Source organism: Paenibacillus xylanexedens (assembly GCF_007676705.1).
Lineage (GTDB): Bacteria > Bacillota > Bacilli > Paenibacillales > Paenibacillaceae > Paenibacillus > Paenibacillus xylanexedens_C.
In genome coordinates this window covers 21,120-42,391 of record NZ_VEBF01000009.1, presented here as the reverse complement: position 1 = coordinate 42,391, position 21,272 = coordinate 21,120, and the positions used below count along the sequence as shown (strand labels likewise).

Sequence of the window (21,272 nt, the reverse complement as noted above, 5' to 3'; positions counted from 1 at the left end):
TCTCGGATTTCTGTTGGAAATGCTACTATTGTGATGGAATTGGCTGCTCTTTATGCATACTTCACACAATCGTTAGAACTGGAAGGCGTGGGGTATTTTTTTACATGAACCGGGGAAAATAAGCCATAAAAAATGCAGGCAGAGATGCCTCGAAATCCTTCCGCCGAAAGGAATGAATTCATGGAACATCTACTGGAGTGGATTCAACATCACGGAAAACTGGTGCTGTTGTGCACCTGTGTCATACTGGCCTGTGTGTGGATATGGGCTCACCATGAACAGCTTTTTTATAAGGAATGACTTTGCGAAACGAGAGCCCTTCCCGTATACTAAAATACCGTCAGGGTCTTCGGACTTTTGGAAGATCAGAACGTGTGTAGACAGGGGGAGCAGTCATTGGGGATTTCCTATAAGAAGCTTAAAGAAATACAGAATCGGCAAATTACCGAGATGAGTCGGATGACACCTGAAAATGTGAAACTGTATGACCATATCAGCACGATTGCGCGCCATGCGCCAGCAGATGAGAGAGTACAGGAAGAGTGGATTCTCTCCGCAGGAAGAGCGATCGTACAGGCTCAGAAGGATAACAAGCCCGCTCGCGAGCTATATGGAGCTGATCTGGAGCAAGATATCCATACCCAGCTCGGGGTAACAGGTACAACTCCTGGGAAGATGGCTGCCGTTGAGGTGGGTGAACGTGGTCCATCCCGTAGTACAAGCCCATCAACTTCAGCAAAAAAGAAAGCCAACGTTGTGGAACCGCAACCAACTGAGAATTCAGGACCAGTGAAACGGACACCGAAATGGTATGCCATGATCGCGTGGGCGGCTTTATCTTTTGTCATGCTGATCCAAGGTGGCGTTGGACTGTTCGTAGGCTGGACTGGCGGAGATACAGAACCTTTCCAGCATATTAGCCTATTCTCACTGATCGTTGCCGCTATAGGCGGGATTGCTCTGGTTGAGATGCTTCGTCGCCTTGCAGAGCGACCGGATGATGAAGGAGCGGACAAGAACACCATACCTAAGGTTAACCTTAAGGGAATCATCATCTATATCGTAATCGTGGTACTTGTGCTGTTTGTAGGGTATCCACTGCGTGATAAACTTCCGGTATTTACGCTGGCTCCATGGGTGAGCACTGTAATCGGAGTTGTGGGACTTGCAACGTTACGTCCGTTCTTTGGAGAGAAGAAAAAAGCATAACATGGTATATGATCGATTAAGGGGCTTCACGAATTCGTGAGGTCTTTTTCCATTTGGAGTTGATTGCGATGCTTGATTCCTTTGCCTGGCGTCTCTCCAAACTCTCGCTTGTACATCCGAATGAAATAGTTCACTTCCATGCCTACGGTCTCTGCCGCCTCCCGTACACTTGCTCGTGGATGGTTATCCAGCCAGTCCGAAGCCTTATGTAAACGCAATCGCTGCATATACTGATGTCCTGTCACACCATAATGCTGGTGAAATAATCGGTTGAGATGCTGCACCGAATAACCCACTGCGTCAGCTACATGTTTCAATAACAGGTCGTCCTGGTAGTGCGTATGCATCAATGCTACTGCTCGGATGAGCGCCTCCTTGCCCGGATCGGACTCCTGATTAGAACGTGGTACAACCACGTCCTCGGCCATAGATGATCCAGTACCTACGACACCAACATCAGAGGGGATTTTGGATTGTGCTATATCCAAAATAAGCTGGTAGATGAGGGCTGATGTGTTCCACATCTCCGTTACTCCTTGATTCAGTGCGTGCCAGAGATCTGTCATGCGTGACCAGATGATTTCAAAACCGGAGATGTGACAAGGCTCGATCTGAAGCAAACCCGCGGATTGAAGCACCGATCCCGCCGATGCACCGCCAATACCGATATAACCTAGCTCCCCTTTTGAATTGGAATGAGGTACATACTCATGCGCAACCTCGGGTTCCACGATGAATAACTGCTCCGCTCCCATCGTCCATGTCCCTTTTCCCGGTAGCCTGAACTGCCCTTCGATGCCGCGTGACAAAAACAGCTGATACACCGGAAATCCATCCGGTCTATGCAGAACTTTCTCTTCCTGTGAGCCCACAGAATACAGGTATAGCGGCAACCGAGAATCTGGCAGGCCCGTCAAACGAAATGCAAGCATTGCATCATTCCTTTCGCCTCATAGGCTTCTACATAAGGTGAACTAAAGATATTTACACTGGCCACTCCGTTTCGTGTAAATGTTTAGTTCGATCCATATAGCCAACTTCCCTTTATTATCCATTATTTGTTCTCGATGTAACAATGGTCTAAGGAACCTTTTTGGCGACAAGATTTTCAATATGGTAACAAAAAAACTCCCCTTCTCTTTTGGAAAGGGAGTTAGCATTTTACTTTACTGAATAACAGATTTTACTTCTCTGATTGGCCGTTCCGGTCACGGATCGTTCCTTCGATCGCTGTTGTCTCCAAATTTTCTTGATTACCTCTAAAAGGTAGAAATTAGGAGACAAAGGCGAACGCTACCGCTTCTTCAAAATCGATTCCGTGCCCTTCACTACCTGTATCAGGTATCCAAATGATCGATGCACCCAAACATTAAATCTTGATTATTTTTATGGAGTTTCTCCAGCAGATGCTTGCGCACCAGTACCACTCAAAGCATTTGTTCCGCTATCCGTATTGGATGTTTGTGTACCATTATCGGTTCCAGAAGAAGCTATCGTAATAGGAAAAGTAAATAGATCTGAATTGACAGATGTATTCTTCGTTAGATCACTCGCCACTGCAACTACCATGACTTTGTAATTTCCTGATTCGAAAGCTACATCATCTGAATCCTTGGTTACAATGCTGATATCTACTGTCGCTGTCCCTGGAGTACCACCAGTACTTACATTGGTTAATGCTTTCCCTGCAGCACCTGAATTGCTAGCCGCTTTAACAATGTACACATCGTAACGAGCAATCCCGGTTTCGTTGGGCTTAGTGAAGTTTACATTAATTGAATTACCAGTTAAAGATGCATTTACACCCGTTACCTTATCGACAGGTGCTGGTGCCTGTTTTTTCGCGTTAATCGTGAAAGGAGTCGACGATGTCATATTCGATTCACGTTTAGTGTCAGAAGATTCGGATAGAATAACCACTCTGTAAGAAATTCCAGCTTTAATCTCATTACCATTACTGTCCTTTAACGAAAGGGGCAAATCTGTTGGACTTGACGTTACAGCTGTTGCAAAACTGGATTTTGCAGTTGTTTTGGCCGCATTCAGATCAAATGCCGTTGTGGCAGGTACAACCATTAACACATACCGTCCAATGCCTGTTTCAGGATTGGGCTTCGTAAATGTAACAGTCGCATCAGTTACATTTCCAGCTGCTTGATCTTCGTTCTTAACATCGATTTTAGTAATTGTAACTGCTCCTACTGCACTAGTTACGGACAATCTAACATCTGCATAGGCAGTTGACAGTACATTCGATGAGTTACCGCTATTGCTTACCGCGAGCACAAATATGCGATAGTTTTCATCATTGCGAATAGTTGAACCATCTGTTGCCTTGGTATCGTCTAAAGTCACCGTGTAATTTCCGCTTCCTCCAGCTTTATTTACCACTTTAAAATTGGAGTTCCGATTAGCTTCCGCCAAATTAAATCCACCCAAGTTGGATGTTTTGACTACAAATGCACGGTAATGATACACGTTCGTCTCATTCGACGATCGGTTAAATGTCACTCGCAGATCACGTCCATCTCCGTTATCCGCGATGTCCGTTGCAGTCACACTGGTCGGAGCGGTAACAGCCGTGTTCGCAGTCAGTGTGATCTGAGAAGAATATGAAGACAACGCATTTTGACTTGAGTTCCCGCTATTGCTTACTGACATAACGAATACACGATAAGAAACACCATTGGTGATCCAATTCCCGCTTGTATCATACGCATTACTAGGAAGCGTAACTGACAAATTACCACCCGTTTTGCTCACCTGAGTGTAGTTGTTCGATGCGTTGGCTGAGCTCAAGGTGAAGTTGCCCGCATTACCGGAGCGTACAACGTATACTCGATATCCAGAGATTCTGGATTCATCCGCAGCTTTGTTGAAAGAAACCCGCAGATCACGTCCATCACCGTTGTCGCTGATATCCGCAACAGCCAGGTTGCTGATAACTCCCGCATTGCCGTTTGTAGTCAGTCTCAGAACCGTAGAGGAAGCTGACAGCGCATTGGTGTATCCATTCTGCTGGTTGCCCACGGCCATCACGAAGATGCGATAATCTTGCAGATTCGTCACGTTATAACCACTTGTGTCCTTCATCGACGAAGGCAAAGTCGTTGTAATGTTGTTGCCTGTTTTGTTCACCGTATAGTACAGACTGGAAGACAGATTGCTTGCAGTCGTCAGATTGAAGCTGCTGGCAACCGAGTTACGCACCACGAAGACACGGTAGTTCGCCACCTTGGACTCATCCGATGAACGGTTGAAGCTCAACTGAATATCACGACCATCTCCATAATCCGAGTTGTCTCTCACCTGTGTAATCACTGGAGAAGTTGCTGTGTTCACCGACAGCGTAAGTGAAGATGATGCTGCGGACAGCTTGCTGTCTGTCGTTGTATTTGTGCTTACCGACAGGATGTAGACAACATACGCTGTGTTACTTTTGATCAATTCGCCGGACGTATCCCGTGTCGAAGAAGTCAGCTTGCTTTTGACCGCAGCAGTGTTGCCTTTGTATATGATCGTGGAGTTCGCACTGGATACTTTATTCGCTGCAGCCAGATTGAATGCGGAAGAGTCCTTCGCTTTGACTACAAAAGCACGATAATACGTAATGTTCGATGTCGTGCTCGGCTGAGTGAAGTTAATCTCGAGATCGCGTCCATCGCCATAGTCGCTAACATCTGCAGCACGTAGACTTGTAACCGCCTGTACTGTGGATTTCACATTATTGAGCTTCAATGCTTGGGAAGACCAGTTCAATGCATTTTTATAATTATTGCTGCTGTTTCCAACAGTCAGTACATACAGGCGATACGTTTCATTGCTATTGAGCAAATCCCCGTTCACGTCACGCGTCTGTGCATTAAGTGTCAGTTTCGGGTTGCTGCCATTCGGTGTAACCGATGTATAGTTCGCAGAAGGTACGGCAGACGCTGCCGACTCCGTAAAGCTATTCACATCGCGAGTTTTCACCAGCATAATTCGGTAAGCAGATACAGCCTTCTCTGAAGTTGGACGTGTGAAGCTCACGGTCAGGTCACGACCATCTCCATTACTTCCAGATACCGAACCGTAGATGTTCCATGCAGCATATTGTGTCTCATCCACTGGAGGCGTTGCGGTTGTCTTGATATCTACACGCTGATTGCGCGAGTTCCAGAATACTTTCTCTCCAAAAGCTTCACTGACAAAACGAATTGGAACCATCGTGTTGCCCTTAATCGTGTTCGCAGGTACATCCAGCGAGATCGCTTCCCCGTTGATGTATGCCGTTTTGGAACAGAGTTTCAAAGTAACTTCCTGATCATCGCGAGTTGCAACAATCGTTTTGGTTCTGTTGGTGTACGATACCTTCGCGTCCAATCCTTCAAAAATCGACCGAAGTGGAACCAGTACACGTCCGCCTTTCATGACAGGTGCCTGAGCAGATGATAACTCTGCATCATTAATATATATACTGATTCTCGCAGCTGCATCCATAACTGACGTTGGAAGTGCGGACATCAGCATGGCCGATACAGCCAGCGCTGACATTACCTTCTTCACTTGTTTTCCTCCCGCTTTCCTCATATCCCATATCCCCATTCTCGCAATTAGTTAACATCGAAATAGATTCGCTGTTCATTTCATTAATTCCTGTATTTTCCTATGCACAACTAAGACGTTCTGATCAGCTCAAAGGTTTCCAGTTGTACAAAAAATATTTTCGCAGATACATTCCTCTATCTTCACCCTCCAAAAGTTAAAAATAACAGAAGAATTTGTCACCATTCCGCAACCACATCCTGCCCCAATTGGGTTAATGTAAAGTAACTAGTGAACAACGCCTATCATTTTCTCAACTATGGGAGGTTCATATCTATGACATCATCGTTTCAATCTGCCAAACGTACAGGCATGCGCACCTTCATTACAGCTACCGCCATTGTCTTGCTACTCCAAACGGCTGTCGCTCCATTATCCGGAGTCGCTGTTGCCGCTTCTTCCAGTACAGATACCAAAGTCACGACTGCCAGTTCAACAACGATATATAAAACATTTCAATCCATGCTCTACAAAAAGAACGGCTTGCCTGCCGCGGATACCTATCTCGAATCTCATATCAAAAAAGTAACAAAGCATCACGCCACCCTGATGGTGCTTCAATTGGAGAATGCTCGCCTGAAGGCGCTAAGCGCTATGACGGACCGTCTGCTCGTTCCTAACGTTCAGGACAAGATGATCAAGGCCTACAAGTTGAATGATAGCCTCACCAAACTCATGGAGCGTACCCAGGACTCTGATCTGCGTGCACTGTTAAAAGAAGCCCGTGACAGCGGCTACCGCCTCGTCATGCTCGAAGGCTCCCTCTATCCCATAATGAATTATGCGGCTTTCGTGAAATATAACTCTGAAATTAAAGAAGATATCTCTAGCTACATCAGTATCATGACAAGGGAAACGAAAAACTTGCCTGCGGATGACGGTGCTCTGGTCATTGGCTATCAGGAAATTCTCCTTCGAGCACTCGGCCAGGAAAGATTCCTGGAACTGCATCCAAAATCAAATCGAGCTAAGCAGGTGCATAATCTGTTAAACAGTTATACCCTGTATACCTTTTATGGGCTGAACAATACACCGCTGTTTGATTATGACACGAACAAAATGGTTGCGAACGCCCAAAGAGGCTACAACGGCGTCTTGCAGCGTCTTGCATCCGTCGATAGTGAATTCCTCACTAAGCTGGATGCCTTTATGGACGTGGTTAAGGAATCGAAGTATGAGAAAACAGCTGCGGTGGAGAAATGGCTGGAGCAGAATGTGCCGGTCAGCGACTATGCGAATTATTGAGTTAATCCGTTCCCAGAGTTAATATCCGGGCCAAAATTCAGGCTAAATCCCAACAGATAACCACAACAAAAACCGCCACAGGATTCGCTCCTATGGCGGTTTTCTTCATGCTTCTATCATCAAAACTGACTAATCCGTCAGCGCTCTGTACTATTGAATCGGTTTGACCATATGATTATACGCATGTCCCGCAATGACAATCACATCGTCTTTGACATATCCCTGCCGTTCATAGAGCATTTGCGCACGGCCGTTGTCCCGTTCTACAATCAGGGATACCTGCGAGTGGCCCAGCTCTCTGCCCTGCTGCTCAAAAGCAGCCATCAGCGCCCGGCCGATGCCCTGCCCCTGATAAGCTTCACTTACCGAGAGAGTATCCAGATAATACTCCCCCGGACGGGTTTCTTTAACCAAAGCATACTTCTCTTCCCGGCTTCGTCCAGGTCGATCCAGAATCGGCTGGTCCAGACGATCTGCTTCTCCGCCATCATAGGCTACCAGAATCCCCGCGATCAGCCCATCCTGCTCCATCACTGTCACATGACGATAGCTAATCCGGTTGTCTTCCTGCACATAGAACTCCTGCAAAATCTGCATCGCCTTCTCATGATCCGCCTCACCTGCAAGCGCGTATGCAATGTCCCCTATCGCCTGATACAGCAATGGAATGACCTGATCTGCATCTTCTATGCGCGCAGGTCTGATCAGAGGAGATGTTTCGTGGTGATCTGATTGCATCTTGGAATCATTCATCAGATTAACATGTTGAACAGATTAAGATTTTTGTTCAGCTCGGTATAGGCGATACCTTTGCGGTTCATGCGTTCAATGAGCGGGTGATAATCTTCCTTGTACATCAGCTCGATGCCCACCAAGGCAGGGCCATTTTCCTTATCATGCTTTTTCGTATATTCGAACCGGGTGATATCATCATTCTTCCCTAGAACTTCCTCCAGGAATTCACGTAAAGCTCCTGCACGCTGCGGGAAATTAACCATGAAATAATACTTCAGACCTTCATAGATGAGGGAGCGTTCCTTGATCTCCTGCATCCGGTCAATATCGTTGTTTCCGCCGCTAATCACGCAGACCACCGTCTTGCCCACAATTTGCTCACGATATTGCTCAAGCGCCGCAACAGCCAAGGAACCAGCAGGCTCGACTACAATTGCATTTTCATTATAAAGCTCCAGAATGGTCGTGCAGGCTTTACCTTCTGGCACTTTCACAATGTCATCCAGTGCACTGCTGCAGATCTCAAAGGTCAGATCACCAACCCGTTTCACCGCGGCACCATCCACGAATTTATCAATATCATCCAGTGTAACAACCTGTTTGCGGAACATCGCCTCACTCATGGAAGCTGCCCCAAGTGGCTCCACACCAATGATGCGTGTCTCTGGACTCACGGTCTTCATATAGGTTCCCACGCCGGCTGCCAGCCCACCGCCGCCAATCGTGACGAACACGTAGTCGGCATTCTCATCGAGACTTTCCATGATTTCCATCGCTACCGTACCATTACCTGCAATGATCTTGGGTTGATCAAAAGGATGGATGAACGTCATGCCCTGTTCGTCACATGCACGCATTGCCTCTGCATAAGCATCGTCATACGTATCTCCGATCAGCACCACTTCAACGTTGTTTCCGCCAAAGCGGCGTACCTGCTTCACCTTTTGGTTCGGCGTTGTACTCGGCATGAAGATTTTGCCATTAATCCCGAGCGCATTACAGCTAAAAGCAACACCTTGAGCATGGTTGCCTGCACTCGCACAGACAATACCCTTCTCCATCTCGACTGGTGTCAGACTGCGAATCATATTATAGGCGCCCCGAATTTTGAACGAGCGCACCACTTGAAGGTCTTCCCTTTTCAGATACACATTACAGTTATATTTGGCCGACAATACAGCATCCCGCTGCAACGGCGTTCTTACAATGACCTCACGCAGCACATGATGTGCGCGCACGATATCTTCCATGCCAACACTGGCACGACCGGGACTTGTGGTTCCCGTTGGTTCTTGTTCAACTGGTTTCATGTTGTCTCCACACTCCGCTTTTATGGTCTAGCAATGTCGCGCACTGCTTTTCTTTGTATTGTATCACTTTTGTTCTGTTCTTGCGCCTGAGCTCTCATCATTTATCATTCGTAAAATTTCATCAATAATGACCTGTGGGTCTGTATACATAACCATATGACCGGACTGATCGGCTCCAATCCATCTCCCATTAGACAACTGGCTCACCGTATGGCGATGCGCCGTGATGAGGGCTGGTCTGATTTTCCCCTCTGCCTTGCCCGGTTTCGTACCCGAGATCACGCTGACTTCCAGATCACCCAGAGCTGGAGGATGTTCCAGCAGCGCTGCCATGTCATTCAGAAATGTTTTGCCTTCCGCAAGCATCGTGCTGGCTGCCTGTACAGTGAAATCCTCCTTGAGGTGATCCGCCGCCACATCGTCAGGCTGAACGCGTCCAGCCTTGCTGCCGAGCAACCGGTATAAGCCTGTGCGCGCCATGATTGGAATGAGGAAACCATTGAGGGCAAAACTCTTTTTGGCCGTGTTCGAAAAATACAATTCACAATGCTCGTCTGATGGATCAACCAGAATAATACCTCGTAATCGAGACCGATGTGCAGCCGCAGCAGCCCGTACGATTGGACCTCCCCAGCTATGTCCAACCAGAATGAATGGGCCCGGGCCCAACGCAGTCAGCAGATCCCCTAGATCTCCTGCAATGCGTTCAAGACTGCGCGGAGCCGAGTCGACGTCACTTCGTCCTGCGCCTGCCCTATCATACACGACTGCGCGTACATGCTCAGCAATGGCTGGTGCAACCAGTCCCCAGTTCGATCTGGAGGCGCCCATACCGGACTCAAACACCACTGTCAGATCGCCTGTTCCCCTGGACATATAATGTAGTTTGCGACCATCGCGGGTCTGAACAAACGCACTTGAACCAAACGTATGTGAGCTAGGGTTAGGATTCATGTTCCCCTCCTGATTACGTGCATAGTCATCTTTCACCGAATCTAATTGAAAATGATTATCAATTACTTCATTATAGAATAATCCATGCTTTACGACAACCATGTTGCTCAGCAAGTTACAGCCGTCCTGTCACTTCTATCACGTTTTAAGGATCATTCCCCACCCCACCGTTCTGATAAGCCTCCTTTTTTCTTGTGAAAAAGAAAACCCGATCCATGATCGGATCGGGTAACTGTCCCAGCCACTATGCGGCTGGCCCTCATACACATTCTTGTTGCTTCGTGCGCAATTCCTGCACGGATTGCATAATCGCTTAAGCCAGGATGGACGCATACTCGGTTTAAGGACGCAGCCCCTTATCCCCGAATACCATGATCCTTGTTGTTCAGCTTCTCCAGAAGTTCATTCATCGCTTCTTCCGTCATGGCCCCACCGCTAAACGCAACCAGTGCACGCAGTGGCATATATTTCATCATCGCATCCATCATATCTGCATGATCCCCGGCATCATCACCGCCGAACCCACTGGCTTCCTGGAATTGTTGCAAAGCTTGGCCCAACAGCTGTTTGTGAGCAGGATTACGCTGGATATCACCCAATGTACTATTACGCGTATAGGTTGGAAGGAATGTCGCTGTAGACTCTACGTTCACACGTGTGTGCACATGAATGTCCCGTGAGGAACTGCCTACCTGAATATCGAACTCTCCGGTCTCCACATGCCAGTCCTTCATATCTACGTTGTAATAGGCGAATGAACGCTTGTTTAGTGTAAAGCTCACTACTTTTGACTCTTCAGGTTCAAGAGCCACCTTGGCAAAAGCTTTCAGTTCTTTGACCGGACGAATAACTGTGCTCTGTATGTCGCTGACATACAGCTGTACAATCTCCTTGCCAGCGATATCTCCGGTATTGGTAATCCGAACATGTACATTCACTTCATCCTGATCCGTCAGTTCTGTGCGATCTACCTTCAGATCTGCATATTCAAATGTCGTATAACTCAGTCCATAACCAAACGGGAACAGTGGCTCCAGTTCTTTTTTGTCATAATAGCGGTAACCAACAAAGATGCCTTCCCGGTAATCAACACGATCCCCTTCACCCGGGAAATTCAAGTAGGATGGATTATGGCTGAGCTTGGCAGGGAATGTCTCTGCCAGTTTACCGGACGGATTCACCTCTCCATACAACAGATCAGCTATCGCTCCACCAACGGCCTGTCCACCAAGATAAGCTTCAAGCACTGCTTGTACTTGAGGCAGCCATGGCATCTCCACTGGGGATCCGTTACTCAGAACCACGACCACACGTGATTGAACCTTTGCAATCTCTTCGATCAACCGAATATGATTGTCAGGCAGACGCAGATGGGCACGATCATACCCTTCGGATTCATAACGATCCGGCAATCCGACGAACACCACGGCGGTATGCGCCGACTGTGCTGCCTGAACAGCCTCATGCATTAACGTTTCATCCACATCATCCGCTTCAATCCGATAACCCGGGGCATACGAGAAGGTTACACCTTCGCCAGCCACCTGTGTCATCTCTTCCACAATATCATCCACTTTGGTCGGATTAATATGGGAACTGCCGCCGCCCTGGAAGCGAGGTTTACGCGCAAATGCCCCGATTAACGCCACTTCGCCTTCACGCTCCAGCGGCAGGAGACCTTCTTCATTTTTCAGCAAAACCATACTCTCGGCTGCCACCTTGCGCGCAAGGTGGTGATGCTCATCCTTGTTATATGTAGCCCCTTCTTGCTTTTGATCAACAGCATTGAAGATCAGCGTAAGCAGACGCTCCACCGCCCGATCCAGCTTGTCCAGCGGCAGTTGTCCGCTCTCTACGGCATCAATCACTTTACGCTCACCGATTCCACCGCTTGTTGGCATCTCCAGTTCCAGTCCTGCTGCAAGTGCGTCTGCACGTTCGTTGACCGCACCCCAGTCTGATACCACAAGACCTTCGTGACCCCATTCGTCTTTCAGAATATCCGTAAGTAACCATTCATTCTCACCTGCATACGTACCGTTCACCTTGTTGTAGGAACACATTACTGTCCACGGCTGTCCATCCTTCACCGCACCTTCGAAACTCGCCAGATATATCTCGCGCAGCGTCCGTTCATCCACCACCGCATCAATCGACATGCGCCGTTCTTCCTGATTATTAACTGCAAAGTGTTTGAGAGACGTACCCACACCCTGGCTCTGCACACCCTGAATATGACCGGTAGCCATCTGCGTAGATAACAACGGATCTTCGGAAAAGTATTCAAAGTTACGTCCGCCTAATGGGGAACGTTTAATATTTACACCGGGTCCAAGCAGTACCGCTACATCCTCGGCCTGACATTCCTCTCCCAAAGCCACCCCGACCTGACGCGCCAGCTCCTTGTCCCATGAACTAGCCAGTCCTGCCGCAGACGGGAAACAGGTTGCAGGCACGCTCGACGTCAGACCTAGATGATCCGCACTCCCATCCTGCTTGCGAAGCCCATGAGGTCCGTCCGTCACCATGATGGATGGAATGCCAAGACGCTCCACCCCTTTCAGATGCCAAAAGTCCAGTCCCGAGCACATGCCCGCTTTTTCTTCCAGTGTCATACGCTGTACCAGTTCCTTGATGTTACGTTCCACATTAACCCCTCCAGTTCATGATGTTGATGCAATTCACTCTTCACTCCGATGACAGAACAACCTTCCGATCGCTGTATCCCCAGATGTAATATAACAAGAATACATCGTCAACTGTTGCATATTCAAATGTTTACCCCACTCGTCACGCTTACATAACAGCGGCTCTTCATTTGCTTCACAACCCAACAATAAAAATATAAAAAAACAGCCCGATTTCAATTACAATCAGGGCTGTTTTTAACTGCTTTAGCTTAACAATACCTAGGATTAAACATACCGCTCATTCAATAAGGAAACACCCAATTTACGCCTGTGTCTTAAACCAAGCTGCCGCAGCTTCTGCTTCGGTACGAGTTAACTGATGACCCTGACGCTCCCAATGCGTGTTTACATCGGCACCTGCACCGCTGAGCAGCGAAGCAAGTTCCTCCGTTTCACGTCTTGGCACAATCGGATCATTCTCGCCCGCACCAATGAACACCGGCAGACCTTTCAGATCCGGCAATTCCAGTCCGCGCAGCGGTACCATCGGATGATGCAAGATTGCACCTTTGAATACATCTGTTTGATGGAAGATCAGGCTTGCCGCAATGTTGGCACCATTAGAGTAACCCAGTGCATACACGTTGGACCGATCGAAGCCGTATTCTACCGCAGCTGCATCGACAAAAGATCTCAGCTCAGCCGTACGAGCAATCAGATCCTCTTCATCAAAAACACCTTCGGCCAAGCGACGGAAGAAACGGGGCATCCCGTTCTCCGATACGTTCCCCCGCACCCCAAGTATGCCAGCTCCTGGTGCGATCATCTCCGCCAGACCAACCAGATCATTCTCGGTTCCACCTGTGCCATGAAGCAACAGGATTGTTGGCGCATCTGGCTGAGCACCTGCTTTATAGATATGTTTCATTGTATTGGTTGTGGTCATGATTTGGACTCTCCTTTCCATTCACGTACTTCAATTCGTGGCAACAATTGTTCAATCTGCTCGCGCTGTGGCTCATACCATTCAGGCAACATCAGTTTCTCACCCATGCTCTCTGCTGGTTCATCCCGTGCAAATCCCGGAGGATCCGTAGCCAGTTCGAACAGTATACCTCCCGGCTCCCGGAAATACACAGCGTTGAAATATTGACGGTCAATGACCGGCGTTGGATGATATCCCGTTTGTTCAAGATCCTGCTGAATTTGTTCATGCTCCGCGTAATCTTTCGCACGCCATGCAATATGGTGGACTGTTCCGGCTCCGCCAATCCCGCGTTGGATGCCTGTGGACTGAATATCGATGATCTGACCAATATCGCCACTTGCCTGAAGACGAAGGAGTCCGTTCTCTTCACCGACTTGCTCCAGACCCAGTTTGCTCACCAAGACGTCCATGGTTTTCTCAGGAACGTGGCTGAACAATACGGCTCCGCCAAATCCTTTGATGGCATGCTCCGGTGTCACACCGTTGAAAGTCCAGCTGCTTGGCTGACCACCTTCGCGCTCAACCAGTTCAAGCAGCAGACCGCCTTTGTCGAAGAAACGAATGTATTGCTCACCGAATCTGGTTTTATTTTCATATGGAATATCGAAGGAAGCAAGACGTTCTTTCCAGAAAGGCAGGCTTCCTACAGGAACCGCATATACGGTAACTCCAGTCTGACCGGAACCAATGACACCTCTTCTTGAATTTTGCTGTGGGAAAAAGGTAATGATTGTGCCCGGTGCACCCTGCTCATTCCCGTAATACAAGTGATACACGTCAGGTGCATCAAAGTTAATTGTTTTTTTCACCAGTCTGAGTGCCAATACACCTGCGTAAAAATCAACATTTTTCTGTGCATCGTCTACAAAAGCTGTAATGTGATGAATTCCTGAAGTTCTGAACATAATCTCCACTCCCTTGGTTTTAGTTGTATCATAGGTTGTTTTTGCTTCTTTTATTTATTGCTTTTTCGTTATTTATCTTTAAATTAAGATTCTTTAAATTTATATTAATCCATTGGACTACATTATGCAAGCTTTTATTTTAAAATTAAGATTTAATACAAAAAGCAGGTCCCCGATCACATCGGGAACCTGCTTACCGTTAGAACGATTACGTTGCTTCGTTATTCGTGTATTACATTTGTATCACTGCTTCTTAAACCAGTTTCATTCTTTTTGGTGGATTCACCAAATCTTTGTGCTCGTATTCATCCTTGATATCCCCGACAATCTCTTCAAGGATATCCTCCATCGTAACCATACCTACCGTAGCACCTGCCTCGTTTTTAACGGTTGCAATGTGTACACGGCTTTGCTGCATCTGGATCAGTACATCCTTGATTGGAGAACGCTCGGAAAAACTCGGCGTATTGTGAACAAATGTCTCCATATTGAAGTCTCTGCCCGCAGCCACACTCGTCAGCATTTCTTTCGTGTTAATGAAGCCAACAAAATGAGCCTGATCCCCATTCGCAATAACAGGGTATCTCGTGTATTCGTGTCGATTCAGCGTCTCAATGATCTGATCAATCGGCATTTCTTTATTCAAGGTAACGATTTTATCTCTTGGAATCATAATTTCCTGAAGCAGACGCTCATCAAAAGCAAAAATGTTTTTGAGGTAGTCCAGCTCCGTCTGGTTGATCTCGCCACTCTCATAGCTCTGTGCCATAATCAGCTTCAGCTCTTCTTCCGAGTGAACGGTATCATGTCCGGCAGGTTTTACACCGAATATGCCAAGCAACAGACGTGCAGCTCCATTCAATGCATAGATGAACGGATTCATGATTTTACCGAACCAGTACAGTGGTGGTGCCAGCAACAACGTCATTCTCTCTGCAAACTGGATCGCCAGGGTTTTCGGTGCCAATTCACCAATAACTACGTGCAGGAACGTAATGATTGCCAGAGCGATACCGTAGGAAAGCACGGTAGACAACGCCGCTGGAACTTCCATTCGCTCAAACAGCGGATGCAGCATTTTCTCAACGGTAGGTTCACCCAGTGCTCCCAATACCAGCGCCGTGATGGTAATCCCCAATTGACATGCAGACAGATAATAATCCAGGTTGTGCGCCACTTTTTTGGCCAGTACTGCCTTTTTGTTCCCTTCCGAGATCAATTGATCGATTCGGGACATCCGTACTTTAAGAATTGCAAATTCGGCTCCAACGAAAAAGGCTGTCAGACCTATAAATACGGCTACTAAAAATAAATTCAAGGCTATTATTCCGTCCAATGATTTCCCTCAGGTTGAGGGATTCACCTCCAAGTAAAATTTATATTAAGGTTGCTCAGAACACTCCGATGACAGAATAACCTTCCGACCGCTGTTATCCCCAGATTTTTTTATTCCTTATATAAAAGGGGAAAATCCGGTGATAAAGGCGGACGCTTCGCTTCTTCAGTCTATTCTGTCCTCTACGTTATCGCAAAAACATTTAAAGTTTCAAGAGATTTCCGAGCAATATCACGCCAGATCGCTTGTAGCTTCCTCAACCTGCGCATCGCTCACTCGTTCCAGAAGAACTTGCTTGATGTGATAATTTTCGGTGTCCACAACGGTCCAGACATAATCACCATGTTCTACCGTGTCGCCTTTTTCCACACCTACACCCTTCTGGTACTGAATCCAGCCGGCAACAGTATCCATCTCTTCATTTCCTTCAAAGACAAGTCCGAACTGCCGCTCCACTTCATCCAAAAGTACCCGGCCGTTGATGAGATATTGATTTTCTCCGGTCTCCTGAATATCGGCCACCTCATCAGCATCGAATTCATCGCGAATCTCACCGACAAGCTCCTCCAGAATATCCTCCATTGTAATGATTCCCGAGGTACCGCCGTATTCATCCACGACCACGGCCATGTGTACACGTTCCTGCTGCATTTTTATCATCGCATCCTGGATACTTGTAACTTCGGAAACGAACGGGATCTCGCGAACGAATTCACTTAGTTGATACGATCTTGCAGCAACCATGTCAGGCAAAATCTTTTTCACATTCACGACGCCGACAATACGGTCCTTGTCCCTATCCTCGATGACAGGGTAGCGTGAATAGTTATGTTCATCCAATATAGGAATAATATCGTCATAGGTCATATCCTGACTTAATGTCACCAGTTCCGTGCGCGGGACCATGATGTCTTTGGCATCACGTTCATCGAACACAAATACATTTTCCAGATATGAAAGCTTGGTCTTGTTGTTCTCGTCACCTTCATAACTCTGGTTCATAATGATTCTGATCTCGTCCTCCGAGTAAGCTTGATCATGTTCCGCAGGTTTCACACCGAATCCCCGCAGAAGAACACGTGAGGCTCCATTCAACGCCCAAATGAACGGATACATGACTTTACCAAACCAGTATAGCGATGGGGAGAGCATCAATGTCAGTTTTTCCGAAAACTGAATTGCCAGCGTTTTGGGTGCCATCTCACCAATAACCACGTGCAAGAACGTGACGAGTATAAAGGCGATCGCATAAGAAGCAATCGACGAGATTGAAGCAGGTACGTCTAAATAATTGAATACCGGATATAACAATCTCTCAACCGTCGGTTTTCCGAGTGCACCCAGTCCCAGTGCGGTGACCGTAATACCGAGCTGACAGGCTGACAGATAATAATCCAGGTCCGAGACAACTTTTTTGGCGAGTACTGCCTTTTTATTGCCTTCCGCAACCAGTTGATCCACTCTTGATGTACGAATTTTGACTACAGCAAACTCTGATGCTACGAAAAATGCAGTCAATGCAATCAAGATAATAAGTAATGCGATATTCAATATGGTAATTATGTCCAATGATTTCCCCGTTTCTCAGGGATTCACCTCCAGAGATAGTTACAGCGTGATGCGTTAACTACGTTAACCATTCATCCGCTGTTTGTCGTTCATCACGGCTTATGCCTTATATGAAATCGAATAATGATCATATTTGTATATGTCGTACGGTTTGACCTTGTAAAATACAAAACAGGAATTCAAGATGAAGTCAATGACTTGCAGAAACTTCTCCATTCAAATCGGGTTACCCCTCATGCTGTCAATTGTTCCTCGCTTAACTCCACCTAGATTCGCCATTTGGACAATTTACAATATCGCCTACCCAATAGATATCCACCTCCCCTCATACGCATTCCTGTTTCCGAAAAGTATACCATGATTCCAGCACAACCATCCAGTTGCACGTTATGGTTTGGCACAAGCTTACAGTTTAATGTTCACAAATTAGTCTTTATGTATGTTACGAACTTTATATAATATGTTTGGTATTAACTTATAATGTGATATTCTTCACATAATTAGTATAGTCCAATTTATAAAATTACTACCCTTTAATTTAGGTCATTAAACATGTGCGTTTACATAGCATACATCTATATACGCAACAAAGAGCCCGCAGGATGCAACAACCTTACGGCGCACATCTTTACGGGCTCTCCTATTTATCCTACACCAGTGCTTTGGCAGCAATATCCGTCCGCTGATGTTTGCCATCAAAATGGATACATTCCGCCTGTGCATAGGCTTTGTTTCTAGCTTCTGCAATATCCGCGCCAAGGCCAACTACGCCCAGGATTCGTCCACCATTCGTGACCCAGTCTCCTGCTTCACTACGCGCTGTACCTGCGTGGAATACCACGGCATCATGCACTTGATCCAGTCCTTCAATGACTACACCTTTGGCATAAGGACCCGGATAACCTCCTGAAGCAAGCACCACACATACCGCGGCTTCATCGCTCCATTCAATTTCAATGTCTGCCAGCTTGCCATGAACGGTCGCCCAGAAGATATCGAACAAGTCACTCTTCAATCGTGGCAAAACAACCTGTGTCTCGGGATCACCGAAACGTGCGTTGAACTCAATCGTTTTAGGTTTACCATCTGGTGAAATCATCAGCCCGGCGAACAACACGCCTTGGAACGGACGCCCTTCGGATACCATGGCCTTGGCTGTTGGTTTGATGATTGTCTCTACGGCTTCTTCAATAATGGATGCAGGGATATGTGGCAATGGTGAATATGTACCCATACCGCCTGTGTTTGGCCCCTGGTCATTATCGAATACAGGTTTGTGATCCTGTGCTGCAGCCATTGGACGAACCGTCTCACCATCGACAAAAGCCAGAATCGACATTTCCTGCCCTGCTAGGAATTCCTCGATAATCACTTTGGCTCCTGCTTCACCAAATACTTTCTCCACCATAATACTGCGAAGTGCCTTATCAGCCTCTTCACGGGAATAAGCTACCGTCACACCTTTGCCCGCTGCCAATCCATCTGCCTTGATGACAACCGGAATCGCTTGCTCATTCAGGTAAGCCTGTGCCTGTTCGTAATTATCGAATTTCTCATAGGCTGCGGTTGGAATGTTGTATTTGTGCAGTAGATCCTTCATAAACGTCTTGCTACCTTCGATCTCTGCTGCATTACGACGGGGTCCGAATACCGGAATACCTGTCGAATCAAATGCATCCACGATCCCATCCGCCAGCGGATCATCCGGACCAATAACCACTAATCCCACTCTAAGCTCTACAGCAAGAGCTGTCAGTTTATCGAATTCATTCACCGCAATGGCATGACACTCTGCGAGCTGAGCAATACCTGCATTTCCCGGTGCACAGTGAATCTTGTCTGTCTTCGGACTTTTCGCCAGCGCCCAGATGATTGCATGCTCCCGGCCACCGCCGCCTACTACCAAAATATCCATTCGTTCTGTTCCCCCTCCGTGCATAACTGGATTTGTTACGTTATTGCGTGTTGATAAGCCTAAAAAAGAGGGGGTGTACCATAAGTCATAAATATGACTGGCGACACCCCTTATTAAACCTTTTTCGCTCTAGTGTTTGAAGTGACGAACGCCTGTGAAGACCATGGCAATTCCGTATTCATTCGCTACTTTGATGGATTCTTCATCTTTGATCGAACCACCAGGTTGAATCACTGCTGTAATTCCGGCTTTTGCTGCCAGTTCCAGCGTATCACCCATTGGGAAGAAAGCATCGGATGCCAGAATAGCACCTTTTGCTTGCTCGCCAGCTTGCTCAATCGCAATTTTGGCTGCACCCACACGATTCATTTGTCCAGCGCCCACACCTACGGTCATATCATTCGCCGCAAGTACGATCGCGTTCGATTTCACGTGTTTAACTACTTTCCAGCCAAACAACAGCTGTTTCAGTTCTTCTTCCGATGGCGCACGATCCGTAACCACATTCAGCTCGCTTGCTTCAATGGAGTGCACATCGGACTGTTGCACGATCATACCGCCGTCGATGGACGTAACCACGAATTGGCTCTCCCGTTTACGAGCAGCATTCAGTTCGCCCGTTTTGAGCAAACGAATGTTTTTCTTCTTCGTCAGGATATCGAGAGCCTCTTGCGTAAAGTCAGGAGCAAGTACGATTTCCAGGAAAATCTCGCTCAATTTGCCTGCTGTATCACTATCGATAATGCGGTTCGCTGCCACAATGCCACCAAAGATCGACGTTGGATCTGCAGCATATGCTTTGCTGTAAGCTTCATAGATACTTGCGCCAATGCCCACGCCGCATGGGTTCATATGTTTAACCGCGACAACGGCCGGTTCTTCAAACTCTTTGACAATCTGCAATGCTGCGTTCGCATCGTTGATGTTATTGTAAGACAACTCTTTGCCATGCAATTGTTCGGCTGTTGTCAACGTATCTTGAGCAGCCAGCGGTTTGCGGTAGAATGCCGCCTGCTGGTGTGGATTTTCGCCGTAACGCAAATCTTGGAGTTTTTCGTAAGTAACCGTCAGACGCTCTGGCAACGGATCACCGTTCAGGTTGGAGAGATAGTCAGAAATAACTGCATCGTAAGCCGCTGTATGGCGGAACACTTTTGCCGCAAGCCGTTTGCGTGTTTCGAGTGTGGTATCTCCATTGCTGCGCACTTCTTCAAGCACCTTGCCGTAATCTGCTGTGTCAACAACGACACTAACAAAAGCATGGTTTTTGGCAGCAGAACGAAGCATGGTTGGACCACCGATATCGATGTTCTCAATCGCGTCTTCGTACGTAACATCCGGTTTGGCAATGGTATCTTGGAAGGGGTACAGGTTTACGACAACGAGGTCGATATAATCCAGTCCGTTCTCTTCCATCTGGCGCTTATGCTCTTCGCTATCACGAACAGCCAGCAACCCACCATGCACTGCTGGATGTAATGTTTTGACACGTCCGTCCATGATTTCCGGAAATCCGGTCACATCCGAAATTCCGATGACAGGTACGCCTTCCTTCGACAACAGGCTGCTTGTACCTCCTGTCGAAATAATCTCCACACCCATTTGCGACAGCTCGCGGCAAAAGTCCACGATGCCTGTTTTATCCCATACGCTGACAAGCGCTCTTTTGATACTCACAATATGCTCCTCCTTTAATGTCCCATGGCTTCGCGTTTCATGACGAAACACAGCCGATTTATTTCCCGAGAAATATCACAAAATGCGTACCAATATTCGACTTCTGTTATACAGTTAATAAAGGGATTTTCACACTAAAACACTACGAGTCCAGAATAATCTTTCGATCGCTGTTATTCCTAGATTTTTTTGAACAATTTCTCAATGGGTAAAAA

Annotated in this window: 14 protein-coding genes; 2 read left to right on the top strand and 12 right to left on the bottom strand. The window is 47.1% G+C overall.

All coding sequences use genetic code 11. The annotated features are described in order from the left end of the window. The first annotated feature begins 396 nt into the window (after positions 1-396). Positions 397-1,209, top strand: coding sequence for a DUF1129 family protein (locus FS628_RS27290; protein ID WP_145326189.1), 813 nt, complete (start codon positions 397-399; stop codon positions 1,207-1,209). A gap of 26 nt (positions 1,210-1,235) precedes the next feature. Here FS628_RS27290 and FS628_RS27285 read toward each other — a convergent pair whose 3' ends face one another. Both FS628_RS27285 and FS628_RS27280 read right to left on the bottom strand, forming a co-directional pair. After that, entirely contained in the window at positions 1,236-2,141 is a 906-nt protein-coding gene (locus FS628_RS27285; RefSeq protein ID WP_145326188.1) for an AraC family transcriptional regulator, read from the bottom strand. Between the two features lie 454 nt (positions 2,142-2,595). Next, positions 2,596-5,754 carry a copper amine oxidase N-terminal domain-containing protein gene (locus FS628_RS27280; RefSeq protein ID WP_186327994.1) on the bottom strand — a complete coding sequence of 1,053 codons (3,159 nt, stop codon included), beginning with the start codon at positions 5,752-5,754 and terminating at the stop codon, positions 2,596-2,598. Between the two features lie 315 nt (positions 5,755-6,069). Between FS628_RS27280 and FS628_RS27275 the strand changes: the two genes are divergently transcribed. Then, on the top strand, positions 6,070-7,038 hold the full coding sequence (locus FS628_RS27275; protein ID WP_145326186.1) for a hypothetical protein: 969 nt from the start codon (positions 6,070-6,072) through the stop codon (positions 7,036-7,038). A gap of 150 nt (positions 7,039-7,188) precedes the next feature. On the opposite strand, the gene FS628_RS27270 is transcribed toward FS628_RS27275, so the two are convergent. The 10 genes from FS628_RS27270 to purH all read right to left on the bottom strand — a co-directional run bounded on the left by FS628_RS27270 (position 7,189) and on the right by purH (position 21,057). Continuing rightward, positions 7,189-7,791 carry a GNAT family N-acetyltransferase gene (locus FS628_RS27270; protein ID WP_260871217.1) on the bottom strand — a complete coding sequence of 201 codons (603 nt, stop codon included), beginning with the start codon at positions 7,789-7,791 and terminating at the stop codon, positions 7,189-7,191. Further along, positions 7,791-9,083, bottom strand: coding sequence for a threonine ammonia-lyase IlvA (ilvA, locus tag FS628_RS27265; protein ID WP_145326183.1), 1,293 nt, complete (start codon positions 9,081-9,083; stop codon positions 7,791-7,793). Before ilvA ends, FS628_RS27270 begins: the two co-directional genes overlap by 1 nt. Positions 9,084-9,146: 63 nt before the next feature. Next, entirely contained in the window at positions 9,147-10,151 is a 1,005-nt protein-coding gene (locus tag FS628_RS27260) for an alpha/beta fold hydrolase (RefSeq protein WP_260871216.1), read from the bottom strand. 242 nt (positions 10,152-10,393) lie between these two features. Continuing rightward, complete coding sequence (locus FS628_RS27255) at positions 10,394-12,685, bottom strand: beta-glucosidase family protein (protein ID WP_145326181.1); 2,292 nt, start codon at positions 12,683-12,685, stop codon at positions 10,394-10,396. Positions 12,686-12,989: 304 nt separating this feature from the next. Then, the gene (locus FS628_RS27250; protein WP_145326313.1) at positions 12,990-13,595 is read right to left on the bottom strand and encodes an alpha/beta hydrolase; all 606 of its coding nucleotides are present in this window, start codon (positions 13,593-13,595) and stop codon (positions 12,990-12,992) included. Positions 13,596-13,609: 14 nt separating this feature from the next. Continuing rightward, positions 13,610-14,560 (bottom strand): ring-cleaving dioxygenase, encoded by a 951-nt coding sequence (locus FS628_RS27245; RefSeq protein WP_440131315.1) that lies wholly within the window; start codon positions 14,558-14,560, stop codon positions 13,610-13,612. Positions 14,561-14,813: 253 nt separating this feature from the next. Next, a complete protein-coding gene (locus FS628_RS27240; RefSeq protein ID WP_036606063.1) occupies positions 14,814-15,896 on the bottom strand; it encodes a hemolysin family protein in 1,083 nt (360 codons plus the stop codon). Positions 15,897-16,127: 231 nt separating this feature from the next. Next, positions 16,128-17,465 carry a hemolysin family protein gene (locus FS628_RS27235; RefSeq protein ID WP_145326179.1) on the bottom strand — a complete coding sequence of 446 codons (1,338 nt, stop codon included), beginning with the start codon at positions 17,463-17,465 and terminating at the stop codon, positions 16,128-16,130. Positions 17,466-18,114: 649 nt separating this feature from the next. Then, complete coding sequence (gene purD / locus FS628_RS27230; protein WP_145326177.1) at positions 18,115-19,380, bottom strand: phosphoribosylamine--glycine ligase; 1,266 nt, start codon at positions 19,378-19,380, stop codon at positions 18,115-18,117. 129 nt (positions 19,381-19,509) lie between these two features. Further along, positions 19,510-21,057: a bifunctional phosphoribosylaminoimidazolecarboxamide formyltransferase/IMP cyclohydrolase gene (gene purH, locus FS628_RS27225; RefSeq protein ID WP_145326175.1), complete on the bottom strand. Its 1,548-nt coding sequence runs from the start codon at positions 21,055-21,057 to the stop codon at positions 19,510-19,512. Positions 21,058-21,272 lie beyond the last annotated feature (215 nt).

Coding starts and splice junctions, on each gene's coding strand:
- FS628_RS27285 (WP_145326188.1), bottom strand. CDS start 2,141: ATGCTTGCATTTCGTTTGACGGGCCTGCCAGATTCTCGGTTGCCGCTA.
- FS628_RS27275 (WP_145326186.1), top strand. CDS start 6,070: ATGACATCATCGTTTCAATCTGCCAAACGTACAGGCATGCGCACCTTC.
- FS628_RS27270 (WP_260871217.1), bottom strand. CDS start 7,791: ATGAATGATTCCAAGATGCAATCAGATCACCACGAAACATCTCCTCTG.
- ilvA (WP_145326183.1), bottom strand. CDS start 9,083: ATGAAACCAGTTGAACAAGAACCAACGGGAACCACAAGTCCCGGTCGT.
- FS628_RS27250 (WP_145326313.1), bottom strand. CDS start 13,595: ATGAAACATATCTATAAAGCAGGTGCTCAGCCAGATGCGCCAACAATC.
- FS628_RS27245 (WP_440131315.1), bottom strand. CDS start 14,560: ATGTTCAGAACTTCAGGAATTCATCACATTACAGCTTTTGTAGACGAT.
- purD (WP_145326177.1), bottom strand. CDS start 19,380: ATGGATATTTTGGTAGTAGGCGGCGGTGGCCGGGAGCATGCAATCATC.